The organism is Spiroplasma endosymbiont of Agriotes lineatus (assembly GCF_964019485.1).
Classification (GTDB): domain Bacteria; phylum Bacillota_I; class Bacilli_A; order Mycoplasmatales; family Nriv7; genus Nriv7.
On the sequence record NZ_OZ026448.1, the window covers coordinates 562,505 to 588,337 of the forward strand.

Genomic DNA, 25,833 nt, shown 5'->3' on the forward strand with positions numbered 1-25,833 from the left:
ATGGAAAAATGAAATAAAAAACAAGAATTAGAAATGGAGAATGACAAATTAAAAATTGTTAATGTCATATTAGAAAATAGCGTTAATACTCCTAAATACATAATAATGGAAAAAAATAAAGAAATTTTAGAACTAGAAAAGTGAAATACTATTCATATTAATCAAAAATCAGACTTAATAATTGAAAACCAAAAATTAAAAATTTTTAAACACGAAAGGAGAATAAAAATGAAAAAACTTTTAGCAAAATTATTTAAAAAAGATAATTCAAAAGAAAAAATGCCATTAAAAATTAAAAATTCTTTTAAAAAGCAGTGGTTAAAAGTATTGTTAAGTATCATTTTCATATTTATAAGCTTATTAATTTGTACATTAACAGTAATTGATACTAAATGAATAACCGGAACAAGTAATGAATTTAATAATTTTGTGAATAAAGAAATGGTTGATTTCTTTGGCAAATTTAATAGTGATATTATGCTAGCAGGAATATTTGTTTTTTGATGAGACGGAGCAATATATTTTGCAATTAAATTTTAAAAATTAATTCGCTTTATTATTCAAAAAATTAAAGCAAAAAGAACTTTGAAAAATGAAATCAAACAAACTCATTAATTCTTTAAAAAAATATTGATGGAGAATTTTACCTTACATTTTTATGATTACTATCTTTTTCATTCCATTTTTAAAATTGAAAATTAATGATTTGAAATTATTATATGAAAAATTTGAAGCATTAATTTCACTTATGATACTAGGGTGTTTAGATATATGCATTACAATAGCGGTAATTATAAATTGTAGCATTGAGTGATTTATTAAAAAAATCAAAACCTAAAGAACAATGAAAAATAAAATATTTTAAAAAGGAGTGATAAAAATGTTTATGAAAATATTTACCGCGATAATTATTAGTTTCAATAACATTTTTACCATTCCCCAAAATATTAATAATGACAAAATAATAACACAATCACTAATTAGAAACAAAAGAGAAAGCAAAGAAACTTATGTGTTAAATTTATCAAATGTTAAAATTCAAATTACATATGACTATAATGAATGATAAATATGAAATAGATTTTTATAACACCAAAAAAGAAGAAATTATTAATATTCCAAAGTGATTAAAATATGATGGAACTAGTGGTTGCGAAGAAAATTGAAGACCTAATTGTGGTTTAAAAAGTTTACATTTTGAGAAAAATGATATAGTATGAAACGAGCTTAAAAAATTAAAAATTACAATAAAAAATGACAAAATGTTTGATAAAACAGAATTTATTGCCTCGAATACTAATGTTAAAATTGCTAATGAAACAATTACTACTCCAATAAAAATACTATCTTTTAAAGCAGAAACACAAACCAAACCGACAACTGATATTGATTTACCAGAAACAACCACCAAATTTGATGGAAACCATAACTATACAGATATCATTGATAATCTTGACTATTTAATGATTCATCGTGGTGATTTTGACAAATTTAATTATTCTTATCTTTATTGAACACCAGTATTTAATTTCATTGACACCTTAGAAAAAGGTTATTATAAAGAATTTACCATTAAAAATTACGGTTTTAAAAACGAAAGCTATTTTTATCACAAAAATTCTAGTAGTAAAGGCGAAATTAATAATAATGTTTTAAAAATTAAAGCTTTTAATAAAACATTAGTTGCAGGTAATAACTATTTACAATTATTACATGGTGAAAGTGAAATCTGAAAATATGGCACTGAAAAGACTAATGATTATTACTTAATTAAGTATCTTTTTGGTACTTTAAATTACCTTAATGTTAAATTTAGTTTTTTACGCTACGACCCCGAATTAAAGAATGACATTTACCTTTATTTTAAAAACAACATTTCTAATATTAACAATAAAGATTACAAAAATGTTTTTAACGAAATCTACGAAATTCTTGGTAATTTCTTTGCCAGTTTATTTTATGCTACTTTTGATATGGACGAAAAAACTCATACCGAAATTGATTTTAAGGGGGTAGATAATTACAACAAAGATTACTTTATTCAAATCGGTTTCTTTTATCGTTCGTTAATTACTTTTTATCCCAAAAAATATTTAATCAATGTTACTGGTAATTCGGAATTATTACTAAGAAGTTATTTCTTTACTTTTGATAAAAAAACGCATCAAGAGAATTATAATGCTATTAAAGATAATAACAGTATCTATCAAATTGAATTTAATGTCCTTAAATCTTATGATAATAAACTCATCACATTACCAACCAGCAAGACTGTTAACAGTATTAATTATCTTAATACCGATATTGATATTCGTTATGGTATTAACATTTTTACCTTAACATTTCCACTTTATCATAAAGGAAACAACTCTAACTACAATTTTAAAATCTATGACTTTAGTGTATTAAATTCCACGGCCTTTATTCCTGACGGTTCAACCAACTCAGAATGAGACGATTTAATTCCGCCAGCGAATTGCAAATATTCTAGACGATGAATACCCACATTTAACGATGTTGGCTGTGCGATTCAAAATGCTGCCAGTATCAAAATGCTAAATTTAATGCTGACTGCTTCACAAGTCATTACCATTTTACGACCGCTAGCAATTATTGCAAAAGCAACAGTTAACTTTTCAACCGCCATTTTTCCAGTTTTTAAAACGGTACCAGCTTTTTATTACACATTTCAATTTTTAATCGGTTTTGCCATTTTTCTAATGATATTAAGAATTTTTGTATAATTATATATATATATATATTGAAAAAATAAAACAAAGGAGTTAAAAAATGAAAATTTTAAGTATAATGGCTATTTTAGGATTAACAATATTGCCCGTAACTGCTTGTTTTGTTCAAACAAAAAAAAACAATTTTCACCGACTGAACCGCTAATAATTAACGAATTAAATTTATCAAATGTTAAAATTCAAATTACATATGACTATAACGATAAATATAAAATAGATTTTTATAACATCAAAAAAGAAGAAATTATTAATATTCCAAAATGATTAAAATATGATGGAACTAGTGGTTGCGAAGAAAATTGAAGACCTAATTGTGGTTTAAAAAGTTTACATTTTGAGAAAAATGATATAGTATGAAACGAGCTTAAAAGATTAAAAATTAAAATAAAAAATGACAAAATGTTTGATAAAACAGAATTTATTGCCTCAAATACTCATGTTAAAATTGCTAATGAAACAATTACTACTCCAATAAAAATACTATCTTTTAAAGCAGAATTAAAAAATAATTAAACTATAAAATGAGGATCGTACAATTAACTTAAATTCACTTTGTCCTCAAATTTTATCATTAAATGGTAAATTGCACTACCTCGATTTTGAATTGACATCGTTCATTTGGGCAGGTCAACTTTTTTCATTTTTTATCCTTTTTATTTTGTCAAAATAAAAACCAGTAACTAATTAAAATCACTGGTGTAAATATTATTCTTATTTTATCACAAGAAATTTAAACTTGTTGTGCTTGTTTTAATTAAAGTTATTGTTCTAAATAGGCTAATATCGTTTTTATAAAACCTTATACTATAATAGTAACTGTATTTGTTCTTACTGGCCCTTCTCTTTCTGATGAAAAAAATGCTTCACCGTTAAATGTTATTTTATCATTGTTTTTATCTATAGTAATTTCATTGGGTAATAAACTATATTTTTGTAAAATTTGCATTACTTCTGTAATTGATAATGTAATTATTTGTTCTTTATTGTTATCATCAATTATTTTGGCAGTAATATTTTCTGTAATTTTTTGTTTTAAATTTAATATAATTTCAGATTCAATTATTCTTACTGGATAAGTAATTTTTAATTTTTCATTGAGATTAAGTTCAAATTTATCAGCGGGTTCCTTAAAAATAATTAAAATCATTTCTTATTCTTGTTTATTTGTATTTGATAAATCAAATTCATTTGATAATACATTAATGATTTCAAAATTTTTATTATTTATATTTATAAAATCTGTTAATTTCATTTCATCATCAGAATTTATGTTTCAACCATTTAATTTATTTTCTTGTTTTGTTTTAGTTAATCCTGTTGTAATTTGAAATACTAATTTTGATTTTGAATTATATTCACAAGCAGGTACATTAAATGATCTTTTATTTGGAGTTTTATTGATAATTTCTCTATCAGAACATACATTTTTAGGAACATTAGATCATAAAAATGAATTTTCTTTTTTTGTTATTTCAATATCTGAAAAATTTAAATTATTAGTATCAATATAATTTATTTCCTTAAATTTTAAATTAGAATTTTTGTTAGCATCTTTATATTTAAAGAAAATTGCTTTTTTAATTAATTCATTTAAATTAATAATTTTATTTTGTTCGTTATTAATTGAATAATGTATTTTTATATTATTATCATTATTTAAATTATCTTTTATTTTTACTATCTCTGAATTGTTTGTTTTATTAATAATTTCTAGTTGTAATATATCTAAATCAGGATTTAAATAATTTAATTCACTTAAAATTACATTATCAGAATTATTATTAATTTTCCCTAAATTAGGATTTAAATCATAATTACTGTATTCATAAACATTACCACCTGCCGAACCAATATATAGTTTATTGTTTAATACTACTCCAGATGAATCAATTCAGTTATTTGTTTTAATAACAACTTTTGTTTGCTCTGTAACTGGGTCATATTCATAAATATTATGTTCTTTTGAACCAATATATAATTTGTTGTTTAACACTACTCCAGAGGGTCTCAAATAATGACCTACATTATGAAAAATATTTACATTTACTATTTCAAAAATAATTTTTTGTTTTTCTGTAGCTGGATTAACTTAATACCAGTTATTAACAAATAAACGATTAATAATCAAAAATACACCTTAAGAACTACATTTTGAAAATCAAACAATATAAAATCTTTAAAAAACTTATCTGTGTTAGTTCGAATTTTTGTTAAAAATACTCAAATTATAACCATGACAGTATGAAATATAATAAAAAAATGCATAAAACCTAAAACGCTTTTAAATCATTTAATACTTAATATTTTCTTTAACTTCTTCATTTTTTAACTCCTTAAAATTAAATATATTGTTGATAAAATACAAATCGTTCCTAAAATTTGGAAAATCGGATGTTGGGAAAATAACCTTATCATTGGTTTAAACAAATCTAAAATTTTAATATTTTTTGATAAAACTTTATTAAAATATTCTAAACCCTCACGCACATAGGCTCATAAACCTAAAAAGTCATTTAAAGCAAAAATAAAAAAAACAGCAACAAGAATAAATAATATTATTAATTTAAACATTTTAAATACCTACCTTTTTATTCGCCGTCCGTGTTGATTAACTCACGGTCTATTTTTAGAGGACCATTACCATTACCACTAAATTTCTTAATTGGCCCACTAGATGATTTTTTTTAGCTCCTCAATTAGCAACTGATTTTCGATATTTTTTACGAAAACCAACTTTTGATCGTTCAATATGAATACCTAAAATGCCACCAATTACAAGATTTATTACAAGCATAATTAGCGGAAAAATAATAATACGAATATCTGTTCCAGGAATGGTTAAAGTTCAAATTAAATCAAAAACTTTATAAAACATATCGCCAATCAAACTAGCCATTTTTTCTAAGTTTTCCATTTTTTAAACTCCTTTATTTATTTTTCTTATTCAGATTATTTTTTAACTTAGTAAGTATCTTACTGAATTTTTCCATTTTTAAATATTCTAATGCTTCAATATCCATCACATTATCATTTCAAAATTTATGCTGATAATTATCATTCAAAGAACGATTACTTAATTCACGCGAGAATGATAAATATTTATTATCATAAAGGTTTAAAATTGACATCGGAATTTTCAATTTAAAGAAATAAATGTCTAATTCTGGAATGCTACGATACTTGATTTTGCGACCTTTTTTATCATTTTTAGCATTAATTAGCGTTAATCGTCATTGCTCGCACTCGCTTACCGATTTAAAAGTGCCGTAAATAACTTGTAAATAGGGTCGGAAAATACTAACTGGTTTTTTTCTAATACCAACAATTATTGAATTCGCAATATCACGAACTTTAATTCATATATGTTCGGCTCGTTGTCCGCTTGCTAATACGATACGATATGGGTAAATTTTCGAGCCGAAGCGAAATATTCTTGTAAACCCTTGGGTTACTCTATCATTTTCTTTATAATCAGTTCCTTCTAAAAATAAGTTAGTTTCATCTCATAACAGTAAATGTTTTTCATCTAAAATTGGATAATTATAATCTAATAAAGACATATGTCCTAATGAAAGCATTTGTTTATTGGTAATCGAAAAAGTAGAAATCGTTTTTCAACCACTCAATAAGTAAGAAGCTAAAACCATTAAAGCAATTTTTCCAGTTCCTAAGGCGCCAATTACTAAATTTAAGGGTGAATTTAATAAGAAATTAATAAAACTACGACGAGCAAAAAAATGAGAAATTTTAGTATATAGAATATACAAAGCAATTAATAAGTAAATAACATCAAATAACATTCTTCAACTTTGAGGATTATAATAATGCAAAATCGCACCATAGACATAGAGAATCACGCAATAATAAATAAAGTGCGATTTAAACCGACAAAATCATATAATCTTAAATTTATTTTTTTAAACAATAGCATCAATTAAATCACACTTTCTTTATTTTTATTACTGTCTTCCAAGCATTAATTTTTCAAACATTTTGAAAGCGATTAAAAATAAACCAATAATCACGCCAAGCAAGAAAACTTAATATGTAGCAAAGAAATTAATAACATTTGGCATATTACCACCAATAATATCATTTCAAATATTACTAAATGCTTTAATTAATGTTTTTCATAAGTTAGCAACCGCTTGTTCACCAGTAATAGCTGCTGCTGGTGCTTCTGTTAAGAAAGTTCCAATCATATAATCACCCCCCCTTTCTAAACAAAATATGATTTAACCTTATAAAATAAAATAACCATAAATAAGACGATGACTATTAATACCATTCAAAAGGCAATATTCGCTATTAAAAGTCAAAGTATTTTTTAAGTTAAATCAATTTCTTTGCCAGAAACTCGCGCCGGAATAACTGTAATTTGAATAAATAAATCCCAAAAATACAATTTTGTCATTTCTCAATCTAAATCTTTTCAAGCAACTAAAAACATAATAATTGCCGCTTAAAAGGTCAAAAGAGTAGAAAAATAATGGCCGCGAAAAGCATTACAATTATTAAAATTGAAAACAAAAATACAACTTGAGGTGGTTAAATCAGCGGTTGGATAAATTAATTCAATTAACTCAATAATTATTTTTTTAAACATTTTCTAAACCTAATTTTTAATTTCTTTTTCATCTTGTTCTAATAAATTTCGCTTAAACTTCGCAATAAATATTCGTTGTGCATAAGTAAAATCTTTTGGCAACTGTTTTGCTTCACTACCATATTTCTTTTTATCTTTAAAAAACCGATAAATATTAACCGCAATATAATATGCTAGTAATAATGTTAAAATCGTAAAAAATACTAATCCAAATATACTCATCTTTCTTTTCTCCTTAATTTTCTAATCTTTTAATATGCAATATCAACATAAAGTCAATTATCACCAACTAAATCAGTTCTAAAAAATTCAACTGCAGATTTAGACGCTCAAATTTTTTGTTCTAATCCAGTTTTTTTATTAATAGAATATATAAACTTTCGACAATAATTTTTAGGTGATTCATCCAAACTAACTCACATTTTCATTTTTAAAACTCCAAAACTATTTTTTACTACACCAAATCAAATAAATTGCAATAACTTAGTTAAATAACTCAACTCATCCATAACTAGCGGGCGGAGCATACGCTTTCCGCGCCGCCCCACCACTATAAACATCAACCAAGATAGATTGTTTTGTGGAGTTTTTTTATTTACCTTTATTCTTAAGGCGCCTTAAAATACCTTTAAAATTAATTTTTAAAATAATCAAAACTTACAACCTTTTTATCATGTTCTTTTTCAGAAACAAAAAAATTTAACAATTCTTGTCCTATAATCAAATTAGACTCCTGCCCTTTTTTATTAACTGAAACCAACTGATACTCACCATTTCTAATTATTCCAATACAAATAGAATTTTCATATTTTCCTTTATAAACAAATCGCTTTGAAAATCAGATACCAATAGGATTGCTAAATCACGAAATTTCTGGTGCTTTAATAAAAATTGCGTTTTGTGTTTCTTTTAAAAGGTATTTTTTAGTATTTAAAAAAATATTTTCAATATTTATCACACACATACCCTCCTTACAAATATATTTAGTTATATTAAACTAAGTTATATTTAACTTAGTTATCTAACTAAGTTAAATATTTATTTTTTTTTAAACATTTATATTTAACAAAATTTGTTAGTAAACTTCGTTTACTAATTAACTTAGTTTATTACTTTACTATCAAGGCACAAAAAAATACAAGGCATAACTAAAAATAATAAGTGTTAATTTAACCTTATATTTCTTGCAATAAATAAATGAGCTCATATTTATTTATTAATTAACAGGAAGCTTGTAAAAACCAAAATCTTGTCATATGTATATGGTTTCTACATCTTTTAATTTTTTTGGTATTATATTTTTCATTTTTTACACCTCTTTCTTTTATATAAAAAAAAACAGCATTTTAAATGCTTGTTTATTGGCTTTTTTATTAATTTTTCTTATAATTTACTTACTTTTTTTATTTGATATTTATATAATAAAAATTAAATTGTGCCACACAATAAAATTACTAAATTTCCAGTAAATTCAAGATTAAATAATGCCATGCCATACATATACCAACTAATAAAGATTTTAAAAAATTTTTATTATTTGGATATTCAGGATTTTTACTATCTTTTTTGTCTTCTTTATCAGCTCATTTTCAAAATATAATAATAATTCCTAAATGTAATAATATAAATAAAATAACTAATATGGGTTTCATTTTTTACACCTCTTTATTTAAAATAAAAAACGACATTTAAAATGCCGTTTTAAAAACTATTTTTATATTGGTAATAATAATAATAAAAATATAAAAATAAAATTATTAATAAAATAACTTTCAGTGCCTAATTTACCCCTTAAAATGCGTAATAAGGGTATTAAATAAAAGTGGAATAAACCGATATTTTATTTATTGTTTTTTTGTTTTCTTTGTTTTTTTACTTTTTTTAATTTTTTGCCCCCAATTTTTTTATTTAATTGATTTTTAACAATAATTCAAGTTATAAACCCGCCAACTTATAACCAATTAATCAAAATCATAAAAAATAAATTAACTGGTTTTTTAAAAAACTTTTTTCAACCATTTTCATTATTTTCATCGGGTTTATTAGGGTCTGGTATTTTGTTTGGTTTTTCTGGTTTATTTGGATTATTATTCTCTCCATTCCCATTATTTCCGTTATTCTCTTTATTTCCATTGGGATTATTAGGATATAATGGGTCTTTGGGCGTACTAGGTATTATTCCATTTGTTGGGGGGATTTCATTTGGTTTGCTAGTGGTGTTTTCTGATGTTGGGTTATTTATTAACTTATATGAAACATTCCCCATTATTTTAAACTATTATTATCCAAAGCATAAATAGTAATTTTCAACTCAGCGCCTTTATTTTCTTTGATTTTTTCCATAAATTCCTGTAATTCATTATCGTTAATGTTAATTTTTTTACCATTTAATCCTTGCAATGATATTTGATAATCAACATCTAGCACTAATATTTCATCTAATTTATTAATCTTAAAACCTTGTTTAATATATTCCATAATATAATTATTAAAAATATTATCTTTTATTTTATCTTTAAAATTATATTCTTGATTTTGATACTTAATTTTACTTAAATCAATGACTTTACTTTCATCATAATTTAAGTTATTAATAACTTTAAATTGGTTTGTTTCCCCGATTAGTATCATTGATGTATTTAGTGCTTTAATTCTTATCATTGTTGCTTTTGTTTGTTCTTGATGATTAGTTATTAGTTCATTTAAATCATCATCAGTTAATTTTTGTCATTGCTGTTTTTTATATATTTGAATAATATAATCTTTGTTTATTATTGCTAATAAACTGATTTTATTTATTTCTTGTCAAGCATATTTATTAATTTTATCTCTAATAGTTTTAATATTTTTGGCATTCATTTTTAAAGCACTAATATTTAAATCATTTAGTGACTTAAAATTATTGATACTTTCATTGACTGCTAAATGATTACGAATATCAGAAACATAATCTCGTCAATATGATAACACTGCTTCAAAATTTAATTTTGCTAAATCATTGTCTATGTTTCACTTTTTATAGTTAATCATGTAATTTTTTAGATGTCTTCCTTGTGTTGTATTCCAAAAATCACTCGCGCCTTTACTATCAACTGAATTTAAAAAATACTGATAATTTGAACTTTTATTTTTATCAACATAGATAAATTTATGTTGATAAAAATGGCGTTTGAGTATTCCCATTTAAATCATTAAAGCGTTTTTGCTGAATGATAAAATGAAATCAACCAGCACTGGTATTAACATCACTAGTTTTGTTTTTTTCTAATTGATAACCATTTTCAAATTTAGTATCTAACTTTTCATTTGATAAATAACGAATAACTTTTTCAATGTTGTCATTATTGTAAAAGTTTTCAAAACCAGCTCCGACTGCACTTGCTTCTGCTAAATAACCGATATCATAATCATAATTGGGGTTTTTGATTGATTTATTTTCATTGCTAGGGTCTTTGATAAATTCATTTGTTAGTTTTTCATAATCGATGTTTTTTGGCCCTAATCCCATTAATTTTAATTGCAATGATGGAGTAATTGTTTCAATTAAAATGGTTAACTTAAAATTACCTCCAAAATCTCCCTTAATTTTGGGGTTTGGTCTGTGGATAATTTCAAGCTCATATTTATTAACTTTTTCTTTATCATCAAAAGTATATATGTGTATAAACCATTAACAGCGTTTAAATTAACCCCATTTATTTTAACGATATCATAACCAGGATCATTGTTGTTTTCTTTTGGTTCAATATATTGAAAAAATGTTGTTGTATGATATTTTATTATTCCTTTATTATATTTATTCCCCCCGTTATTGATAACTTCTTCGACATCATTAATCATTTCAATGCCCTTTTCATCACTAATTTTTCCTGGCGTTATTAAAATCAGTTCTTGAATTTTACTTTTTCAATATTTTGCACTTAATGAAAAATTTAATTTTGTTTGAAAAACTCAATTTTCTTATTATTCTGTTAAATGATTATAAATATTAAGACTTGTTTTAAGATAATAGTTGTTATTTTCTGTTATTAAGGCATAATTTGGTTTAATAAGTTTTTTTTCATTCCATTATCTTTCCTTTTTTGCTTAAAAAATTAAATATTTTATTATCTAAGATAGTTTTAATTGAATTTCAATTACTTTTATCTAAAATATTGGTTGGATTGTATCGCTTTGATAAATAATTGTTTGTTTTAATTCGTTTTTGATTTGATTTTTGGCATTAGCAATAATATAATCACTATTAAAATTTAGTGGCGTTTTAAATTCTCACATTTCATAATTACCACTTTGATAATTACGGATGTTAATTATTGTTTTTATAAAATAAACATTATTTCTTTTTTCTAACTAATAATTTGGATTTAAAAATTCAATTCATCCTTGGGTATCATTATTATCATTTAGTGCTTTTTTGATTTTATTATCCATTTGTTCTTTAATTTGGTTTCAATTATGAGAACTTTGTGGATTATTATCAATAATAGAATAATAATTAACTTCTTTATTTAGTTCCCTTGTTAAATTACCTTTCATATCATTAAAACTAAAACTTGTATTAAAAATTAGTTTATTAATTTTTAATCATGTTTTAGCTCATGTATTCATTGAATTTCATCCGTTTTTAGCTCGTGCATAAACTAGAAAATCAATTTTAATTTGATTATTTTCTAATTGATATCTTACATCTGCTCAGACTCACTCTTCATTTTGTGTATAACCTTGATAGTGATGAAAAATCTGCGATGTTTTTGCTATGCCACTTATTTTATTTATATCGATATAGTGATAAGTGTATTATAATCAACTTTTGCTGCTTTGTTTATAATCAACATAACCCTCAAAATCTATTTTAATCTGTTTGTACTTATTTTTAAAATCATTTCAACTATCAGCATAATTCAGTATATTAACATAATAATATGCTGATTCTACTTTTTCTGTATAAATCTCACCGCCCCAAGTTCCGTTTGTTTCGGCATCAATATCATTATCTCAATTAATATTTTTTGTAAAAATTGGCGCTGTTGGATTAAAACTTTTCTTTGCATTTTTGCTAATAATTTTCTCTTGTTTTGATATCAAATAATTATCATTGATTGTTGATTTAAAAATAAGTAAATCTCTTATACCAATTGCGACTGTTAATAACAGTGACACCAATATAGTTTTTTTCATATCATAAAACCACCTTTCTGTTTACTAGTATTTATTAAGAAATAAAACATAAAATAATTTTTATAATATTCATAATTAAAATACCAAAAATAAAAGATAGTAGTGGTTAGATTAATAAAGTAAGCATTTTTTGCTCACTTATTTCTTTTTTAAACACAATAAATCCAGTTATTATTTGTCATAAAATATTTATAGTAAATAGTACAAATATTGTTATAAGTTCAATTTTTCAGTTCATTAAATTTACTCCTTTATATTTCAAAGTCGAATATATTAGTCCAAATCACAATCCAATTACTAACAAAAACAACACAAAACAACTTATGCTAACATATAATATTATTTGGCAAGTTTTTTTATATTTGATTAACTCAATTTGTTTTTTCATTTTTTGCAATTTAATACCAAGAAACTTTCATGAACAACCAAACAAGCCGATTATGGCAATTGTTCCCATCATTCCAATTATTGTGTTTAACATCATTTACACTTCCTTTCTTTTTTTATCTCTTATTTGTGGTAAATATCTTGTAAAATATTCGTTTCAAAATTCTCATATTTTTGTTTGCATATTTTGTTTTGTTAATAACCAATATGCAAAACCCTCTGCCAATAACTCGTCATCATCACTTAATCCATAATTACTCTTGGCAAATATCTTTAAAACTTTTTCTTTGTTCAGTTCTGAAAATTTATTTAAGTTATTAATTTTTTGTGCTAAGAATTGCTTTAAATAAAAAATATGATTGATTTTAAATGTTTCTCAATCATAAAAATAAAAGATATATCCTAATTCGTGGATTAAAATATGAAAAAAGTTATTGGTTGTAAATTGTCCTTTGTATCATTCACTATTTATTGTTTTTTCAAACGCACAAGATAAAATCTTTTTGTTTATGAAAATAGTTTGATGATTATTTGTTTGTCCTAAGAGATTGGTATCACCATCAATGATATTTTTAATTTCTATTTTCCTTAAAATTTCATTTATGTTTGTTTTATTTCAAATATTAGCAACAAAATTATAAAATAATAAAATAAGTTGCTTTAAATTATCTTGGTATTGTTGACAAATGTTATTAAGTAAATTTTTCCAATATTTTTGTTGTTCTATTTTCAAATAATTTTGCAATTGTTCGTAAGTACTAAATTCTGTTTTAAATTTAATTGATAAATTATTATCTGTTTGCCTTAAAAAGGCATTAGTTAAATTTTTGATTGTATCTGTCCTTATATCAGTTAAAGAAAATTCCTTTATAACCTCGTTTTTGTATTAAAACGGGGTGGGGTAAGTACATTTTTTCTAAATCAATATTTGTTTCTAAAATTAATTTTTAACTTATTATTTAAATTAGTTGGTGGCAAAGGTACTTTGTTATTTGCAATATTGCCACAACTAATCAAAGTCATTGTATTTGCAAACGATAACAAAAATATTGACAACAAACTAAGTAATTTTTTCATTCACTATTTATCATCCTTTCTATTTTGAAAAAATAAAAAACAGCAACTTTATTTTAATTGCTGTTTTTAAGATAAATTACTTTTACTCTAATTTTTATTTGATTCATTAATATTTTCAATATTGTCAAAACAGGAATAATTGCTTGGCACATTGTCACCACCACCACCTCAATTAGTATTTTCAATATTGTATAGATAATTTAATAATTTTTCTTGAATATCCTCAAGAATTTAGAAGAATTATTTATACAACTAATAGAATAGAGTCTGTTAATAGTCAATTAAGAAAAGTCGTTAAAAATAAAAAGATTTTTCCTAATGATTTATCAGTTTTTAAAATATTTTATTTAGTATTTCAAAATATGACTAAAAAATGAACAATGCCAATTCAAAATTGGGGTAGTGCAATTTCACATTTAATGATAAAATTTGAAGACAGAATGGATTTAAGTTAATTACTTAGAGACATAGTTAATTGAACAGCTCCTAGAAAAAACAACAGTCTACATAAAAAGTGTCCAAAAAAGAGTTGCCATACCATAAAAATTTTTTAATGCTATCAATACATGTCTATAAAATTAATAAAATATGCCAAACTTGGCATATTTTACCTTTCTCTATTTGTTTCTTTTAGTTTTAGTTCCATTTCTAAAATTTCTTTTTTTAATCTTAGATTTTCATTTTCAAGGGTTAAATAAAGTTACTTTTCTTTTTTAATTTGCATTTCTTTTGCTTTCAGCAAATTCAATTCAGATTTTAATTTAGCAATTTTTGTTTTTCTTAATGGAATTTTTTCTTTATAAGATTTAATTAATCTACAAGTAATTCGTGTAGGTTTTGAATTGGAATTAAATTTTATTAAATCTTCTTCCATTTGTTCTAATTATTTTTCTCTGATTTGGATGCGATATTCGAGAAAGGGAATTGCTCCGCTTTTGTAGACATCGTATTATTCTCATGCTTGGTCTCATTTTGGTTGTTGTAATGCATTATGTTTTTGTTTTAAATCTTCATAAGGATCAAGATATGATTTTGATAAAAATGGATATCTATTTAAATCAAGAACTTGACGAGCGAATTTTTCTAACACCCACATGACATTATTTTTGTCATCATCATTTAATTTGTCAATACTTAAAGGAATGTTATTAGACCAGCCCCCATCGTGAATTAATAATAGCACCATGAATTTCGGTTGCAACACAACACCTCAGTCTTGCATTTTGGCAACGCGTTCTCAGTTGACTTCACCCCCCTAATAATCGTCATAATTCACAACTTTATCAATTGCATCAGGTTCTTTTTTTATTTTTTTTGTCATTTTCTGTTCTCCTTCGTTTAAGTATAATTCAGAATGAATTATCGAGACACAGAATTTTGGACAGGCCCAAAAAAGTGTTAGTTAACACTCTTTTCTTATTTAGTTTCTTTAATATTAATATTATTAGCTTTAATAGCTAGTTTAGATTTTATTCGGGCAACTTTATTTTTGTGAAAAATATTTTTACTTTCCGCTCGGTCAAGCATTGAAATAGCGTGATTTAATGTTTGTTGCATATTAGTTTCATTACTGGTAATTGCAATTTTAGCTTTTTTAATTGCTGTTCTTGTTGTTGATTTGATATTAACATTTCTTTGTCTTGCTTTTTCATTTGTTATTGTGCGTTTAATTTGTGATTTGATATTTGCCATCGTTGTCTCCTTAGTTTATTTTATTTATAAAACCAAAGGTAATTATAGCAAATAATTGTTTTTTAGTAAACTAGTTCTTAAAAAGAGTCGCGTTTAGTTTTCTTAGGTATTGCTTTAAAGAAATAAAACAATCAGCTAATTATATTATTTAATCACCAAACTAACCCTGCCCTAGCAATACTTATTAATAAAACCATTTGTTATAATAGTAAAAGTTATTACAATATTTTAAAACTAAATTAATTTGATATAATTTAATTAATGAGGTAAGATATGAAAAATAATTTTGATATCATTAATAATGATGGATTTGATGTTACATTTTATGCTAACTCGTGACATAAAATTTTAAATACAATAACTGATATGTTAAATATTGATGATGCTTTAGAATTATCGTTAAACATTATTAGTAAAGAAATGAGTTTAAAATTAAATCAAACTTATCGGCAAAAAAATTATGTTGCTGATGTGCTATCTTTTCCCGTTGAACCAGATAATCAAAAGCTTTATGGGATGATTAATATGCGAATTTTAGGTGATATTTTTATTTGTTTTGAATTAGCACAAGAACAAGCGGATAAATATGAACATAATTTATTGCGAGAGTTATCGTTCTTATTTTTACACGGTTTGTTACATTTATTGGGATATGATCATCAAACTAAATCAGAAGAAGATATCATGTTTGCTTTACAAGATGAAGTATTAAGAAAGTTAAAAATTACTAGAAATAAATAGAGGAGAAATCATGAAAAAAGATTATTTAAAAATATTAAAATAGTTAAGTGGATTGGCAACCCTTTTTAGGATAATTTTTATATAGACATTTGTTTTCTAAAAGTAACTGGAGATAAATAATTTAAACTGCCATGTATTCTAAGATTATTGTATCAATTAATGTAATCAAATAATTCAAGTTCTAATTGTGCAAGATCATTGAATTTTCTACCATTAATAAAATTCTGTTTTAAAAACTTTATAAGTTGCTTCAGCAACTGCATTATCATATGGACAACCCTTCGCACTCAATGATCTTTGAATTTTAAATGTAGATAATAATTGATCAATTATATTATTTTTAAACTCATTACCTCGGTCGGTATGAAATATTTCAATTTTTGATAATGGTCTAGTAATTCGCATAATAGCTTGATAAACCAACTCCGTATTTTTATTTAGTCCGCAACTATAACCAACAATCTCGCGATTATACAAATCAATTAGGAGACACACATAAAATCATTTAAAACCTACTTTATATAAGTTAAGTCACTAACGATAATTTCATTTATTTTTCTATTATTAAAGTCTCGGTTTACAATGTTATTTACTGGATCATTATTTACTTGAATATTTTTGCATTTAAGTCTTGTTTTTGTGTACTTTGATATCAAATTATTGTTTTTCATAATATTTCTAATTTTGTGTCTAGATAGGTTAATACTTTTATGAGCTAATACTACTTTGATTTTTCGAGCTTCATAGACTTGGCGGCTTTCGTTAAATGCACTGATAATTTCTTGATTATAATTATTCACTATTTTCCTTGTGTATTTATTAATTTGATAATAGTAATTGGATTTTGAAATATTTAATAATTTACACATTTTTCTTATCGAATATTTTTTCTTATTGCTATTAATTATTGTTATTTTTTGGCCATTATCAGTGTCGATTGCTTTAAAATGTCATTTTCCATTTTTAAGTCTTTAAGTTCTTTTCGTAAGGTTATTATTTCATTTTCTTCTAGTGTACGATTGTCTTTTGCTTTAAATGAACCAGAATTATTATAATTTTTAACTCAACTATAAATAGTTGGTTTTGGTAAATTATATTCTTTCCCTAAATTAATAACACTTTTGCCATTTTTGTATAGCATGACAATTTATTTTTTAAATTCTTCAGAGTATGAGGTTTTATTTCCCATTTTTATATTCCTTCTTTCTTAATAATTTCGAAGTCTATATAATTATGATCCAACTTATTGTAGCCTATCCATAGTAAAGGTAACATTGTATATACAAATAAATATATTATATTTAAGTAATTAAAAATATTAGTGAAAATTTAATAAAATTAATAATTTTTTATTGTGTAAAAATTCAATAATATGATAAAATGACGATGAATAAAGATGATAATAACAAGAAAGGCGGGGTTAGTTTAGTAATTAAATAATACAATTAGCTGTTTGTTTTACTTCTTCAAAGCAATACCTAAGAAAACTAAACGCGACCCGGTAGCGATAGGCGCTGTTAGTGTTTATCCAAATAGGATATATAATTATTATTGATATGCGGGGCAGCAACAACGGTTTCATGTATTAAAGATAATTTGTTTATTGGTGGTACAATATTACCGGGATTACTAACAAGTAGTGAAGCTTTAATTGAAAAAGCATCTTTGTTAAAAAAAGATCCTTGATTTTTGCCACAAGAAATGATTGTCAAGAATACTAAAGATTGCTTAAGTGTTGGTATTATTTATGGACATGCAATGCAATGATGCAATGGCGATTAAAGGTAAAGATATTGTTGAAATTTATCAAAAACAATTAAAAGATTCATTAGTAATAATATTGAGTGGTAATTATTTTTTTGTTAAAAATATTTTGCAAGATTATCAATTTATTAATGATTTAATTTTTATTGGTTTAAATATTTTATGAACATTAAATGAAGGTGAAGAATAATGAAAACATTATTTTTAGATACAACAAATGGATATTTAGTAATTATTTTACAAGATGATCGTGGTTTATTAGATAGTTTACAAATTTGAAATCATCAAAAACATACCGAGAGGGCAACAGTTTTAATTGATGAAATGTTAACTAATAATAAATTAAGTTGATTTGATATTGATGGTTTGTATTTAACCGTTGGTCCGGGAAGTTATACTGGAATTCGGGTAGGGATTACAATTGCGAAAACAATGAAAGCAGTTAATGAGGCGTTGCAAGTTTTTGTTACGAATAGTTTATTATTGCAAGTTGGTAACAAGCAGGCGATTAGTGTTATTAATGCTAAAACTGATCAATTTTTTGTTGCGGTTTATGATAATTTAAATCCGAGTGTTTTAGAACAAGTAGTTACAAGAAATAATTTATTTTTATTGAAAAAAGAATGAAAAAAATTTAAGTTAATTGAAGATTATCATCGTGTTGATTTAGTAGAAAATTTTTTACAAATTAAACATTTATGTAAAAAAGTAACTAATGTTGATGATTTAAAAGCATTATATTTAAAGGAATTACAACTTAAAAAGCATTATGAATAAAAATAAAAATTTTTTTTAATTTTATAGAAAACTCTTGATTTGAATGGCAATCCTTTTTAGGACATTTTTTATGTAGACTGCCATTTTCTAAATTCAACGGGTGTTAAATAATTTAAGCTACCGTGAATTCGAATATTGTTGTATCAATTAACAAAATCAAATAGTTCTTATTTTAATTGTGTTAAATTTTCAAATTTTTTACCTTTAATAAATTCTGTTTTAAAGGTTTTGTAAGTTGTTTCGGCCACAGCATTATCATAAGGACAACCTTTATTGTTTAATGATCTTTTAATATTAAAGGTTATTAAAATTTCATCAATGATTTTATTTTTAAACTCATTACCGCGATCGGTATGAAATAAAATTATTTGCTTTAATGATCGTGTTATCTTATGAAAAGCTTGTTGAACTAGTTCGGCGGTTTTGTTTAGCCCAGCATTATATCCAATTATTTCGCGATTAAACAAGTCAATTAATAAACAAATATAGTGTCATTTATCACCAACTTGCACATATGTTAAATCACTAACAACAACTTCATTAGGTTTTTTGTCATTAAATTCATGATTTAAAACATTGCTGATTTGGGCATTATTAGCTGTTGTTTTGTGATTACGATATTTTAATTTGGTTTATTTAGAAACCAAATTATTTTTGATCATAATGCATCTGATTTTTTGCCGCAATAAGATGATATCTTTTCTTATTAAAACGGCTTTAATTTTACGAGCCCCATAAATTTTGCGACTTTTATTAAACGCACTGATAACTATTTCTTGTTCATAGTTATTAACTTGCTTGTTAGTGCATTTATTAGGTTGATAATAATAATAATACGTTGATTTTGATAAACCCAAAATCTTACATATTTTCTTCGCTGAATATTTGTTATTGTTGTTATTAATTATTGTTATTTTTTGGCCATTATCAGTGCCGCTTGCTTTAAAATATCGTTTTCCATTCGTAATTGTTTTAATTCTTTTCGTAAGTAAATTAATTCATTTTCTTCATTACTTTGATTATCTTTTGCTTTAAAAGAACCAGAATTATCGAATGATTTTATTCAATTATAAATAACAGATTTTGAAATACCATATTCATTAATAATTTCAATAATGCTTTTCCCGTTTTGATAAAGCATGACAATTTGTTTTTTAAATTCATCTGTATATGAACCTTTGCCCATTTTTATATTCCTACTTTCTTAATAATTTTATTTTATTTGAAAGTCCGCATAAATATGGTCCAACTTATTGTAGCCTATCCAAATAATGTATTTTTATGAACATTTTGCAAACCTTGATATCCTGAATCGGCAACTAATTCTATTTTTGAATTTATAAGTGTATTTGATTTTAAAGATAACTTATAATCATGAATACTGCAATAATAAAAATCTACTGAAATAATTTTATTGCTAAATAAATCAATAATTATTTGCGATTTTAATGAATGTTGCCTTTTCTTACCAGAAAATAACAATTTTAGTTTTTTTAATTCTTTCAACTGAAATTTCTGTAGTATCAATTGCTAATAAATTATTATTAGTACCCTTATTTTCCAACAATATCTTTTTGCCGGGTATAATGAAAGTGACTATTTTTTATTAAAGTATTTTCAACTCAAAAGATATTACGAATACAACTAACATGACTAATATTATATTTTTTTGCAATAACACGATATGTACTATATTCTTTTTAGTATTCTAAAGTCATAAGTAATCTTTGCTCTATTGATAATTTATTTGGTCTACCACCAATTTTTTTGTTTAGCTTCAACTTCTTTTAAAATTTCTACCATTTTCATGAAGGTTTTATATTTTATGCCTATTAGACTATAAAATTCATTTTCTTCTTTGTATTTATCTAACATTTATCCTTCATCTAGGAAATAATATTATCAAAATAGTAGATAAAATTAAAGGTTATTTACCAAGTCTATTAGCTAATTTTTCGCATTTGTTAGTGTACATATTTTTATGAGTTGCGAATAATCTGAATCAATAATTGTTTTCTAAGGTTTTTACATTAGACTTGGTACATAACTATGGACGCATAAAGTTTTATTAGGTAGAGGTAGGTAAAGATTTAAATAATTTTTAATGAAAAGTAACAATATCAAGAACAGGTGAAAGCGATCCTCAACCAATTTTTAATTTTCGTCCAATTTATAATAATTTTTAACAACTAAAACAAATAACTTAGTTTCTTGTAAAAATAAGAAAAATATCCAAACCAGTAAGTAATTAATTAAAAATTACTGGTTTTTATTTTGTCAAAATAGAAAGGAGAATAAAAATGAAAAAGTTGCTTAGTGGGCCTGTCCAAAATTCTGTGTCTCGATAATTCATTCTGAATTATACTTAAACGAAGGAGAACAGAAAATGACAAAAAAAAATAAAAAAAGAACCTGATACAATTGACAAAGTTGTTGATTATTTTTTAGAAAATATTGATAATCCACAAGATTTATTTAAAAGTAATAATATTTTTCAGGAATTTATCAAAAAATTAACTGAAAGAATGTTAAATACGGAAATTAAAGATCATCTTGAAACTGATGAGAATCATAATAAAAGAAATGGCAACACACAAAAAACCATTATTACTTAAAAATGGTTCAATCGTAATTGATGTACCAAGAGATCGAAATAGTACTTTTGAACCAGTAATTATTCCAAAAAGACAAAGAAAATTTGATAACTTTGATCAAAAAGTAATTTCTTTATATGCAAGAGGAATGACAATTTCTGATATCAAAGTACAATTGCAAGGATTCTATCACGGAGCAGAAGTTTCAGAAAGTTTAATTATTCAAATAACTAATGATATTATTGAAGAAGTTAAAATGTGACAAATTAAACATTTAGAGAAGATTTATCAGATTGTTTATTTTGATTGTATTGTTGTTAAAGTAAAGCAAGATAAACGAATAATAAATAAAGCAGTTTATCTTGCCTTAGGAATTAATATAAATAGCTTAAAAGATATTTTAGGAATGTGAATTAGTGAAAATGAGGGAGCCAAATTTTGACTGAATAATCTTACGGAAATGAAAAATCGCGGATTACAAGATATTCTTGTTGCTTGTAGTGATAATTTAACAGGAATGTCTGATGCAATAGAAGCTGTTTTTCCAAAAACACAACATCAATTATGTATTGTTCATCAAATTCGTAATAGTTTAAAATTTGTTCCTTACAAAGATCGCAAACTGGTAGCTAATGATTTAAAATCAATTTATACAGTAATTAATGAAGAAATAGCGTTGGTTGCTTTAGACAATTTTGCTGAAAAATGAAATAAAAAGTATCCACAAATTACTAAATCATGAAAAAATAACTGAAATAATTTAATAATTTTTCTTGAATATCCTCAAGAATTTAGAATAATTATTTATACAACTAATGCAATAGAGTCTGTTAATAGTCAATTAAGAAAAGTCGTTAAAAATAAAAAGATTTTTCCTAATGATTTATCAGTTTTTAAAACATTTTATTTAGCATTTCAAAATATGACTAAAAAATGAACAATGCCAATTCAAAATTCGGGTAGTGCAATTTCACATTTAATGATAAAATTTGAAGACAGAGCAGAGTGAATTTAAGTTAATTACTTAGAGACACAAGTTAATTGTACAATCCCTGCTTATAGTTGTTTAGAGGTCTTGTTACTGTAAAAATTATCTTTCTTTGAGTAGTTAATTTTTTTAATTTTAACAGTTTTTAAATTTAGTTATTATAGATTTTTAATTTTAATTTCAAAATCATTTGTACATATTAAACTGTAATCTGTTGTATTATCATTTTGTTTGTCGTCATTTAAAATTGTGCCTTTTGCTTTGATTGTTATAGAATTCTGATTTTATAAATTTAAAATTAAAATTTCTTAAGTTTTTTAATTCTGGTAATTTTTCATTTAAATTGCTATTATCTTTTTTATTTATATTAACTTCTATAAATTTAGTTGTTCCTGGCGGAAGATAGTGAAAATTACCAGAATGAAACCTCATTTTTTGTAAGCTTTTGATTTTAAAATTATAAACTTTATTACTTGCTGACTGTCTTAATACTTATCCAAATATTTACCTACCTAACAAAACTTTATACGTACCTTTAATTAAAATCTTAAATTTTTTCTTTTAAAATATTATTATTTTTCTTTTTTTGAACGCACCTTTTTAAGTGGTTTTTTGTTAAGCAGATTATTTTCTTCTAAATTCATTACCTTATGAATATAATCTTGATAATTTTCCAAAATAAATTTTGTTGTTAAACTTTTTTTATTTCAACTAATTTTTCTTTTTGCTCTAGAGCCTTCAATAAACCGAACTGTTAAATAATCATTTTCATTCTCATTTATTTCATAAATTTTTTCAATCCGAATCTTTCGTCCAAAAAGAAAAACAAATCGCTTCGTAAACTTAACAGCTAAATAATCAGAAACTAAAATACAATAAACGACAGTAAAAATAAGTAAAGCAAAATTTATTGTTAATAAACTAATAGCAAATTTATCATCTGATGATAAATTATCACTAATGGAAAAATTATATGTTTTACTAGTAATTGTTAATATTAATGTTGTTAACTGTAACGGTAAATTCATTACAATAATTGTTAATAAAATCAATGATTGTTTCTTATTTCAAAATCCTGCTTTTGATGTAACTTTGTTAAACATTGTAAAACTACCAATAATTATTGCTATCAAACCAAAATAAAATGCAAATAAGAAATAAACTATTATTGATAAATACACTTAATTATGTCTCCTTTATTTTATTTTTATTTCAATGTTAATGTATCGCTAATTAATAAAAATTAATCAATTTTAGTAATTCCTTCGCCAACTTCATAACGATACATTACTAAAACTTTTGTATTATGCATTTTAAGAATTTCTTGAACTTTTTTCTTTTCTTCAAACATAAAAGGTTGATCTAATAAAGAATATTTTGCTAACTGCTTATCTAAACGACCTTGTTTAATTTTTTCCAAAATTTCTTGTGGCCTATTTTCTGTTGCTATTTGACTATTAATAATATTCATTTCCTTATTAATAAAATCTTGAGGAATATCTTCACGACTAATAAAGGCGGGTTTTGAAGCCACAACATGCATTGCAATTTTTTTAGCAATATAATTATCAACTTGACCTTGTAACTTAACTAAACTAGCAATACGATAATTACCATAATTATATCCCACTAATGTCTCTTGATCACTTTTAGTAATAATCGTAAAACGACGAATACTAATCTTTTCACCTAATTTATATGTTGCCTCATTTAATAAATCATTAACAACAATATTTTCTTTATTTTTTAACAATAATCCCGCTTCTAAAGTAAGTGGTTGATGTTTCAAAAATAAGGTTAAAATATTATCTAATAATTCAAGAAATAATTTATTTTTAGCAACAAAATCAGTTTCACAATTTAATTCTAAAATAATCGCTATATCATCAACAACTAAAATTTTTGATAATCCCTCAGTATTAATTCTCGCTTGTTTAGCTTGTGCCTTTGCAATACCATTTGTTCTTAATCATTGAATCGCTGCTTCAATATTGCCATTACTAGCCTCTAATGCTTTTTTGCAATCCATAAGTCCAACACTAGTACGGTCACGCAAACTTTTAATCATTTCTATTGTTATTGGCATTATTCTTTAGTTCCTTTCTCGCCGTCATTTTTTTCAACAATTTCTGTTTCCTTTTTACTTGGAAAAATAACTGCCGGGACTGATTCAGCACTATCATTAGTTTGTGGTTTTTCTTCTTTAACAATAGTTAAATCAGTAGCTTCAATAATAGCATCGGCAACTAATGTTGAAATTAAAGCAATTGTTTTAGCAGCATCATCATTTCCAGGAATTAGATAACTAATACCATCAGGATCACTATTAGTATCACAAATAGCAATAATAGGAATATTTAACTTCAATGCTTCTTTAATTGCATTGTGTTCAACATTAGTATCAATAACAAATATTGCTTGTGGTAATGCTCGCATATGACGAATTCCACTTAAAAACTTATCTAATTTCTCTTTATCTTTTTGAATTAAAATTTGTTCTTTTTTTGGTAAAATAGATAACTCAGTAGTTTTTTCTCGTCGTTCAATATTTCATAATTTTTTAACACTTTTTTGAATTGTTCTTAAATTAGTTAAAGTTCCCCCAAGTCATCTCTTATTAACATAAAAAGAATTACTTCTTACTGCTTGTTCTTTAATAACGTTTTGAGCTTGTTTCTTAGTGCCAACAAAAATAATTTTTCCACCAATTTTAGTTATTGATTTAACAAACTCTAAAGCTTCTTCTAACTTAATCATTGTTTTATGTAAATCAATAATATAAACTCCACTTTTTTGAGTGAAAATATAATTTTTCATCTTGGGATTTCATCTTTTAGTTTGATGACCAAAATGAGCCCCCGCTTCTAATAACTGTTCCTTAGTAACGCTTGCCATATTTATTTCCTTTCGTTTTTCTTCCATATCCTTCTAACATTAATCACTTAATTTAATAAGCACTAGACTAATGAATTCATATATGTGTTGCTTTTAACAATATTAACAGATAGATTATAACACATTTATATTAAATCAATTACACCAGTTTTTTTAATGGTCACGTTTAGTTTTCTTGGGTATTGCTTTGAAGAAATAAAACAATCAGCTAATTATATTATTTAATTACTAAACTAACCATACCTTTCTTGTTATCGTCATTTTTATTCGTTGCTGTTCTATCATATTATTGAATTTTTACACAATAAAAATTATTAATTATTATTAAATTTTGACTAAATATATATTAATTTTATATTTTTACTTACTAAATCTTGGATTGGC

Annotated in this window: 33 protein-coding genes and 4 pseudogenes; 10 read left to right on the top strand and 27 right to left on the bottom strand. The window is 24.3% G+C overall.

Translation table 4 applies throughout. From position 1 onward, the window contains the following. From AACK93_RS03635 to AACK93_RS03650, 4 genes are all read left to right on the top strand, one after another. Positions 1-540 carry a hypothetical protein gene (locus AACK93_RS03635; protein WP_339025336.1) on the top strand — a complete coding sequence of 180 codons (540 nt, stop codon included), beginning with the start codon at positions 1-3 and terminating at the stop codon, positions 538-540. A gap of 340 nt (positions 541-880) precedes the next feature. Then, positions 881-1,069 (top strand): hypothetical protein, encoded by a 189-nt coding sequence (locus AACK93_RS03640; protein WP_339025337.1) that lies wholly within the window; start codon positions 881-883, stop codon positions 1,067-1,069. Further along, a complete protein-coding gene (locus tag AACK93_RS03645; protein WP_339025339.1) occupies positions 1,059-2,744 on the top strand; it encodes a hypothetical protein in 1,686 nt (561 codons plus the stop codon). The genes AACK93_RS03640 and AACK93_RS03645 overlap by 11 nt, the downstream gene beginning before the upstream one ends. A 102-nt stretch (positions 2,745-2,846) precedes the next feature. Next, entirely contained in the window at positions 2,847-3,263 is a 417-nt protein-coding gene (locus AACK93_RS03650) for a hypothetical protein (protein ID WP_339025341.1), read from the top strand. A 286-nt stretch (positions 3,264-3,549) separates the two neighbouring features. Here the strand turns inward: AACK93_RS03650 and AACK93_RS03655 are convergent, their stop codons facing one another. The 19 genes from AACK93_RS03655 to AACK93_RS03745 all read right to left on the bottom strand — a co-directional run bounded on the left by AACK93_RS03655 (position 3,550) and on the right by AACK93_RS03745 (position 13,654). Further along, on the bottom strand, positions 3,550-3,897 hold the full coding sequence (locus tag AACK93_RS03655) for a hypothetical protein (protein WP_339025343.1): 348 nt from the start codon (positions 3,895-3,897) through the stop codon (positions 3,550-3,552). A gap of 3 nt (positions 3,898-3,900) precedes the next feature. Next, entirely contained in the window at positions 3,901-4,761 is an 861-nt protein-coding gene (locus tag AACK93_RS03660; protein ID WP_339025345.1) for a hypothetical protein, read from the bottom strand. A gap of 314 nt (positions 4,762-5,075) precedes the next feature. Next, entirely contained in the window at positions 5,076-5,321 is a 246-nt protein-coding gene (locus AACK93_RS03665) for a hypothetical protein (protein ID WP_339025347.1), read from the bottom strand. Between the two features lie 55 nt (positions 5,322-5,376). Then, positions 5,377-5,664: a hypothetical protein gene (locus tag AACK93_RS03670; RefSeq protein WP_339025349.1), complete on the bottom strand. Its 288-nt coding sequence runs from the start codon at positions 5,662-5,664 to the stop codon at positions 5,377-5,379. Positions 5,665-5,677: 13 nt separating this feature from the next. After that, on the bottom strand, positions 5,678-6,550 hold the full coding sequence (locus tag AACK93_RS03675; protein ID WP_339025350.1) for a hypothetical protein: 873 nt from the start codon (positions 6,548-6,550) through the stop codon (positions 5,678-5,680). Positions 6,551-6,790: 240 nt separating this feature from the next. Continuing rightward, positions 6,791-6,952 (bottom strand): hypothetical protein, encoded by a 162-nt coding sequence (locus AACK93_RS03680; RefSeq protein WP_339025352.1) that lies wholly within the window; start codon positions 6,950-6,952, stop codon positions 6,791-6,793. Between the two features lie 125 nt (positions 6,953-7,077). Next, the gene (locus tag AACK93_RS03685) at positions 7,078-7,200 is read right to left on the bottom strand and encodes a hypothetical protein (RefSeq protein WP_339025354.1); all 123 of its coding nucleotides are present in this window, start codon (positions 7,198-7,200) and stop codon (positions 7,078-7,080) included. A 165-nt stretch (positions 7,201-7,365) separates the two neighbouring features. Beyond that, positions 7,366-7,578 (bottom strand): hypothetical protein, encoded by a 213-nt coding sequence (locus tag AACK93_RS03690; protein ID WP_339025356.1) that lies wholly within the window; start codon positions 7,576-7,578, stop codon positions 7,366-7,368. A gap of 29 nt (positions 7,579-7,607) precedes the next feature. Next, a complete protein-coding gene (locus AACK93_RS03695; RefSeq protein ID WP_339025358.1) occupies positions 7,608-7,904 on the bottom strand; it encodes a hypothetical protein in 297 nt (98 codons plus the stop codon). 86 nt (positions 7,905-7,990) lie between these two features. Beyond that, positions 7,991-8,314 carry a hypothetical protein gene (locus tag AACK93_RS03700; protein ID WP_339025359.1) on the bottom strand — a complete coding sequence of 108 codons (324 nt, stop codon included), beginning with the start codon at positions 8,312-8,314 and terminating at the stop codon, positions 7,991-7,993. A gap of 496 nt (positions 8,315-8,810) precedes the next feature. Beyond that, positions 8,811-9,008, bottom strand: coding sequence for a hypothetical protein (locus tag AACK93_RS03705; RefSeq protein ID WP_339025360.1), 198 nt, complete (start codon positions 9,006-9,008; stop codon positions 8,811-8,813). A gap of 299 nt (positions 9,009-9,307) precedes the next feature. Next, a complete protein-coding gene (locus AACK93_RS03710; protein WP_339025361.1) occupies positions 9,308-9,622 on the bottom strand; it encodes a hypothetical protein in 315 nt (104 codons plus the stop codon). Beyond that, the gene (locus tag AACK93_RS03715; RefSeq protein WP_339025363.1) at positions 9,622-10,539 is read right to left on the bottom strand and encodes a hypothetical protein; all 918 of its coding nucleotides are present in this window, start codon (positions 10,537-10,539) and stop codon (positions 9,622-9,624) included. Before AACK93_RS03715 ends, AACK93_RS03710 begins: the two co-directional genes overlap by 1 nt. Continuing rightward, positions 10,505-10,879, bottom strand: a complete 375-nt coding sequence (locus tag AACK93_RS03720; RefSeq protein ID WP_339025364.1) for a hypothetical protein — start codon at positions 10,877-10,879, stop codon at positions 10,505-10,507. The genes AACK93_RS03715 and AACK93_RS03720 overlap by 35 nt, the downstream gene beginning before the upstream one ends. A 29-nt stretch (positions 10,880-10,908) precedes the next feature. Beyond that, complete coding sequence (locus tag AACK93_RS03725; RefSeq protein WP_339025366.1) at positions 10,909-11,196, bottom strand: hypothetical protein; 288 nt, start codon at positions 11,194-11,196, stop codon at positions 10,909-10,911. A 306-nt stretch (positions 11,197-11,502) separates the two neighbouring features. After that, positions 11,503-11,631 (bottom strand): hypothetical protein, encoded by a 129-nt coding sequence (locus tag AACK93_RS03730; protein WP_339025367.1) that lies wholly within the window; start codon positions 11,629-11,631, stop codon positions 11,503-11,505. Between the two features lie 75 nt (positions 11,632-11,706). Beyond that, positions 11,707-11,964, bottom strand: coding sequence for a hypothetical protein (locus AACK93_RS03735; protein ID WP_339025369.1), 258 nt, complete (start codon positions 11,962-11,964; stop codon positions 11,707-11,709). Positions 11,965-12,153: 189 nt separating this feature from the next. After that, positions 12,154-12,534 carry a hypothetical protein gene (locus AACK93_RS03740; protein ID WP_339025371.1) on the bottom strand — a complete coding sequence of 127 codons (381 nt, stop codon included), beginning with the start codon at positions 12,532-12,534 and terminating at the stop codon, positions 12,154-12,156. Positions 12,535-13,018: 484 nt separating this feature from the next. Next, on the bottom strand, positions 13,019-13,654 hold the full coding sequence (locus AACK93_RS03745) for a hypothetical protein (RefSeq protein ID WP_339025372.1): 636 nt from the start codon (positions 13,652-13,654) through the stop codon (positions 13,019-13,021). A 538-nt stretch (positions 13,655-14,192) separates the two neighbouring features. Between AACK93_RS03745 and AACK93_RS08090 the strand changes: the two are divergent. Then, a pseudogene (locus AACK93_RS08090) lies at positions 14,193-14,453 on the top strand (transposase); the annotation flags it as partial. A 494-nt stretch (positions 14,454-14,947) separates the two neighbouring features. On the opposite strand, the gene AACK93_RS03750 reads toward AACK93_RS08090, so the two are convergent. Beyond that, the gene (locus AACK93_RS03750; protein WP_339025374.1) at positions 14,948-15,181 is read right to left on the bottom strand and encodes a hypothetical protein; all 234 of its coding nucleotides are present in this window, start codon (positions 15,179-15,181) and stop codon (positions 14,948-14,950) included. Between the two features lie 233 nt (positions 15,182-15,414). Continuing rightward, entirely contained in the window at positions 15,415-15,690 is a 276-nt protein-coding gene (gene rpsT, locus AACK93_RS03755; protein WP_339025376.1) for a 30S ribosomal protein S20, read from the bottom strand. 273 nt (positions 15,691-15,963) lie between these two features. On the opposite strand from rpsT, the gene ybeY reads away from it, so the two are divergent. Next, positions 15,964-16,431, top strand: a complete 468-nt coding sequence (gene ybeY / locus AACK93_RS03760; RefSeq protein ID WP_339025377.1) for an rRNA maturation RNase YbeY — start codon at positions 15,964-15,966, stop codon at positions 16,429-16,431. A gap of 77 nt (positions 16,432-16,508) precedes the next feature. On the opposite strand, the pseudogene AACK93_RS03765 reads toward ybeY, so the two are convergent. Further along, positions 16,509-17,572 (bottom strand): annotated as a pseudogene (locus AACK93_RS03765) (IS3 family transposase). A 455-nt stretch (positions 17,573-18,027) separates the two neighbouring features. Here AACK93_RS03765 and AACK93_RS08095 point away from each other — a divergent pair. Genes AACK93_RS08095 through tsaB form a run of 3 tightly spaced genes read left to right on the top strand, consistent with a single transcriptional unit; the run spans position 18,028 to position 18,972 of the window. Continuing rightward, positions 18,028-18,213: a type III pantothenate kinase gene (locus tag AACK93_RS08095; RefSeq protein WP_422398183.1), complete on the top strand. Its 186-nt coding sequence runs from the start codon at positions 18,028-18,030 to the stop codon at positions 18,211-18,213. Next, positions 18,179-18,385, top strand: coding sequence for a hypothetical protein (locus AACK93_RS03770; protein ID WP_339025378.1), 207 nt, complete (start codon positions 18,179-18,181; stop codon positions 18,383-18,385). Before AACK93_RS08095 ends, AACK93_RS03770 begins: the two co-directional genes overlap by 35 nt. Then, complete coding sequence (tsaB, locus tag AACK93_RS03775; protein WP_339025380.1) at positions 18,385-18,972, top strand: tRNA (adenosine(37)-N6)-threonylcarbamoyltransferase complex dimerization subunit type 1 TsaB; 588 nt, start codon at positions 18,385-18,387, stop codon at positions 18,970-18,972. The genes AACK93_RS03770 and tsaB overlap by 1 nt, the downstream gene beginning before the upstream one ends. Positions 18,973-19,040: 68 nt before the next feature. On the opposite strand, the pseudogene AACK93_RS03780 reads toward tsaB, so the two are convergent. Both AACK93_RS03780 and AACK93_RS03785 read right to left on the bottom strand, forming a co-directional pair. Then, positions 19,041-20,158, bottom strand: a pseudogene (locus AACK93_RS03780) (IS3 family transposase). Positions 20,159-20,232: 74 nt separating this feature from the next. Continuing rightward, positions 20,233-20,478, bottom strand: a complete 246-nt coding sequence (locus AACK93_RS03785) for a transposase family protein (RefSeq protein ID WP_339025381.1) — start codon at positions 20,476-20,478, stop codon at positions 20,233-20,235. Between the two features lie 893 nt (positions 20,479-21,371). Here AACK93_RS03785 and AACK93_RS03790 point away from each other — a divergent pair. Further along, positions 21,372-22,581, top strand: a pseudogene (locus AACK93_RS03790) (IS256 family transposase). 545 nt (positions 22,582-23,126) lie between these two features. Here the strand turns inward: AACK93_RS03790 and AACK93_RS03795 are convergent. From AACK93_RS03795 to rpsB, 3 genes are all read right to left on the bottom strand, one after another. Then, the gene (locus tag AACK93_RS03795; protein WP_339025382.1) at positions 23,127-23,657 is read right to left on the bottom strand and encodes a hypothetical protein; all 531 of its coding nucleotides are present in this window, start codon (positions 23,655-23,657) and stop codon (positions 23,127-23,129) included. A gap of 140 nt (positions 23,658-23,797) precedes the next feature. Further along, the gene (gene tsf / locus AACK93_RS03800) at positions 23,798-24,640 is read right to left on the bottom strand and encodes a translation elongation factor Ts (protein ID WP_339025383.1); all 843 of its coding nucleotides are present in this window, start codon (positions 24,638-24,640) and stop codon (positions 23,798-23,800) included. After that, entirely contained in the window at positions 24,640-25,449 is an 810-nt protein-coding gene (gene rpsB / locus AACK93_RS03805; RefSeq protein WP_422398184.1) for a 30S ribosomal protein S2, read from the bottom strand. Before rpsB ends, tsf begins: the two co-directional genes overlap by 1 nt. Between the last annotated feature and the right edge of the window lie 384 nt (positions 25,450-25,833).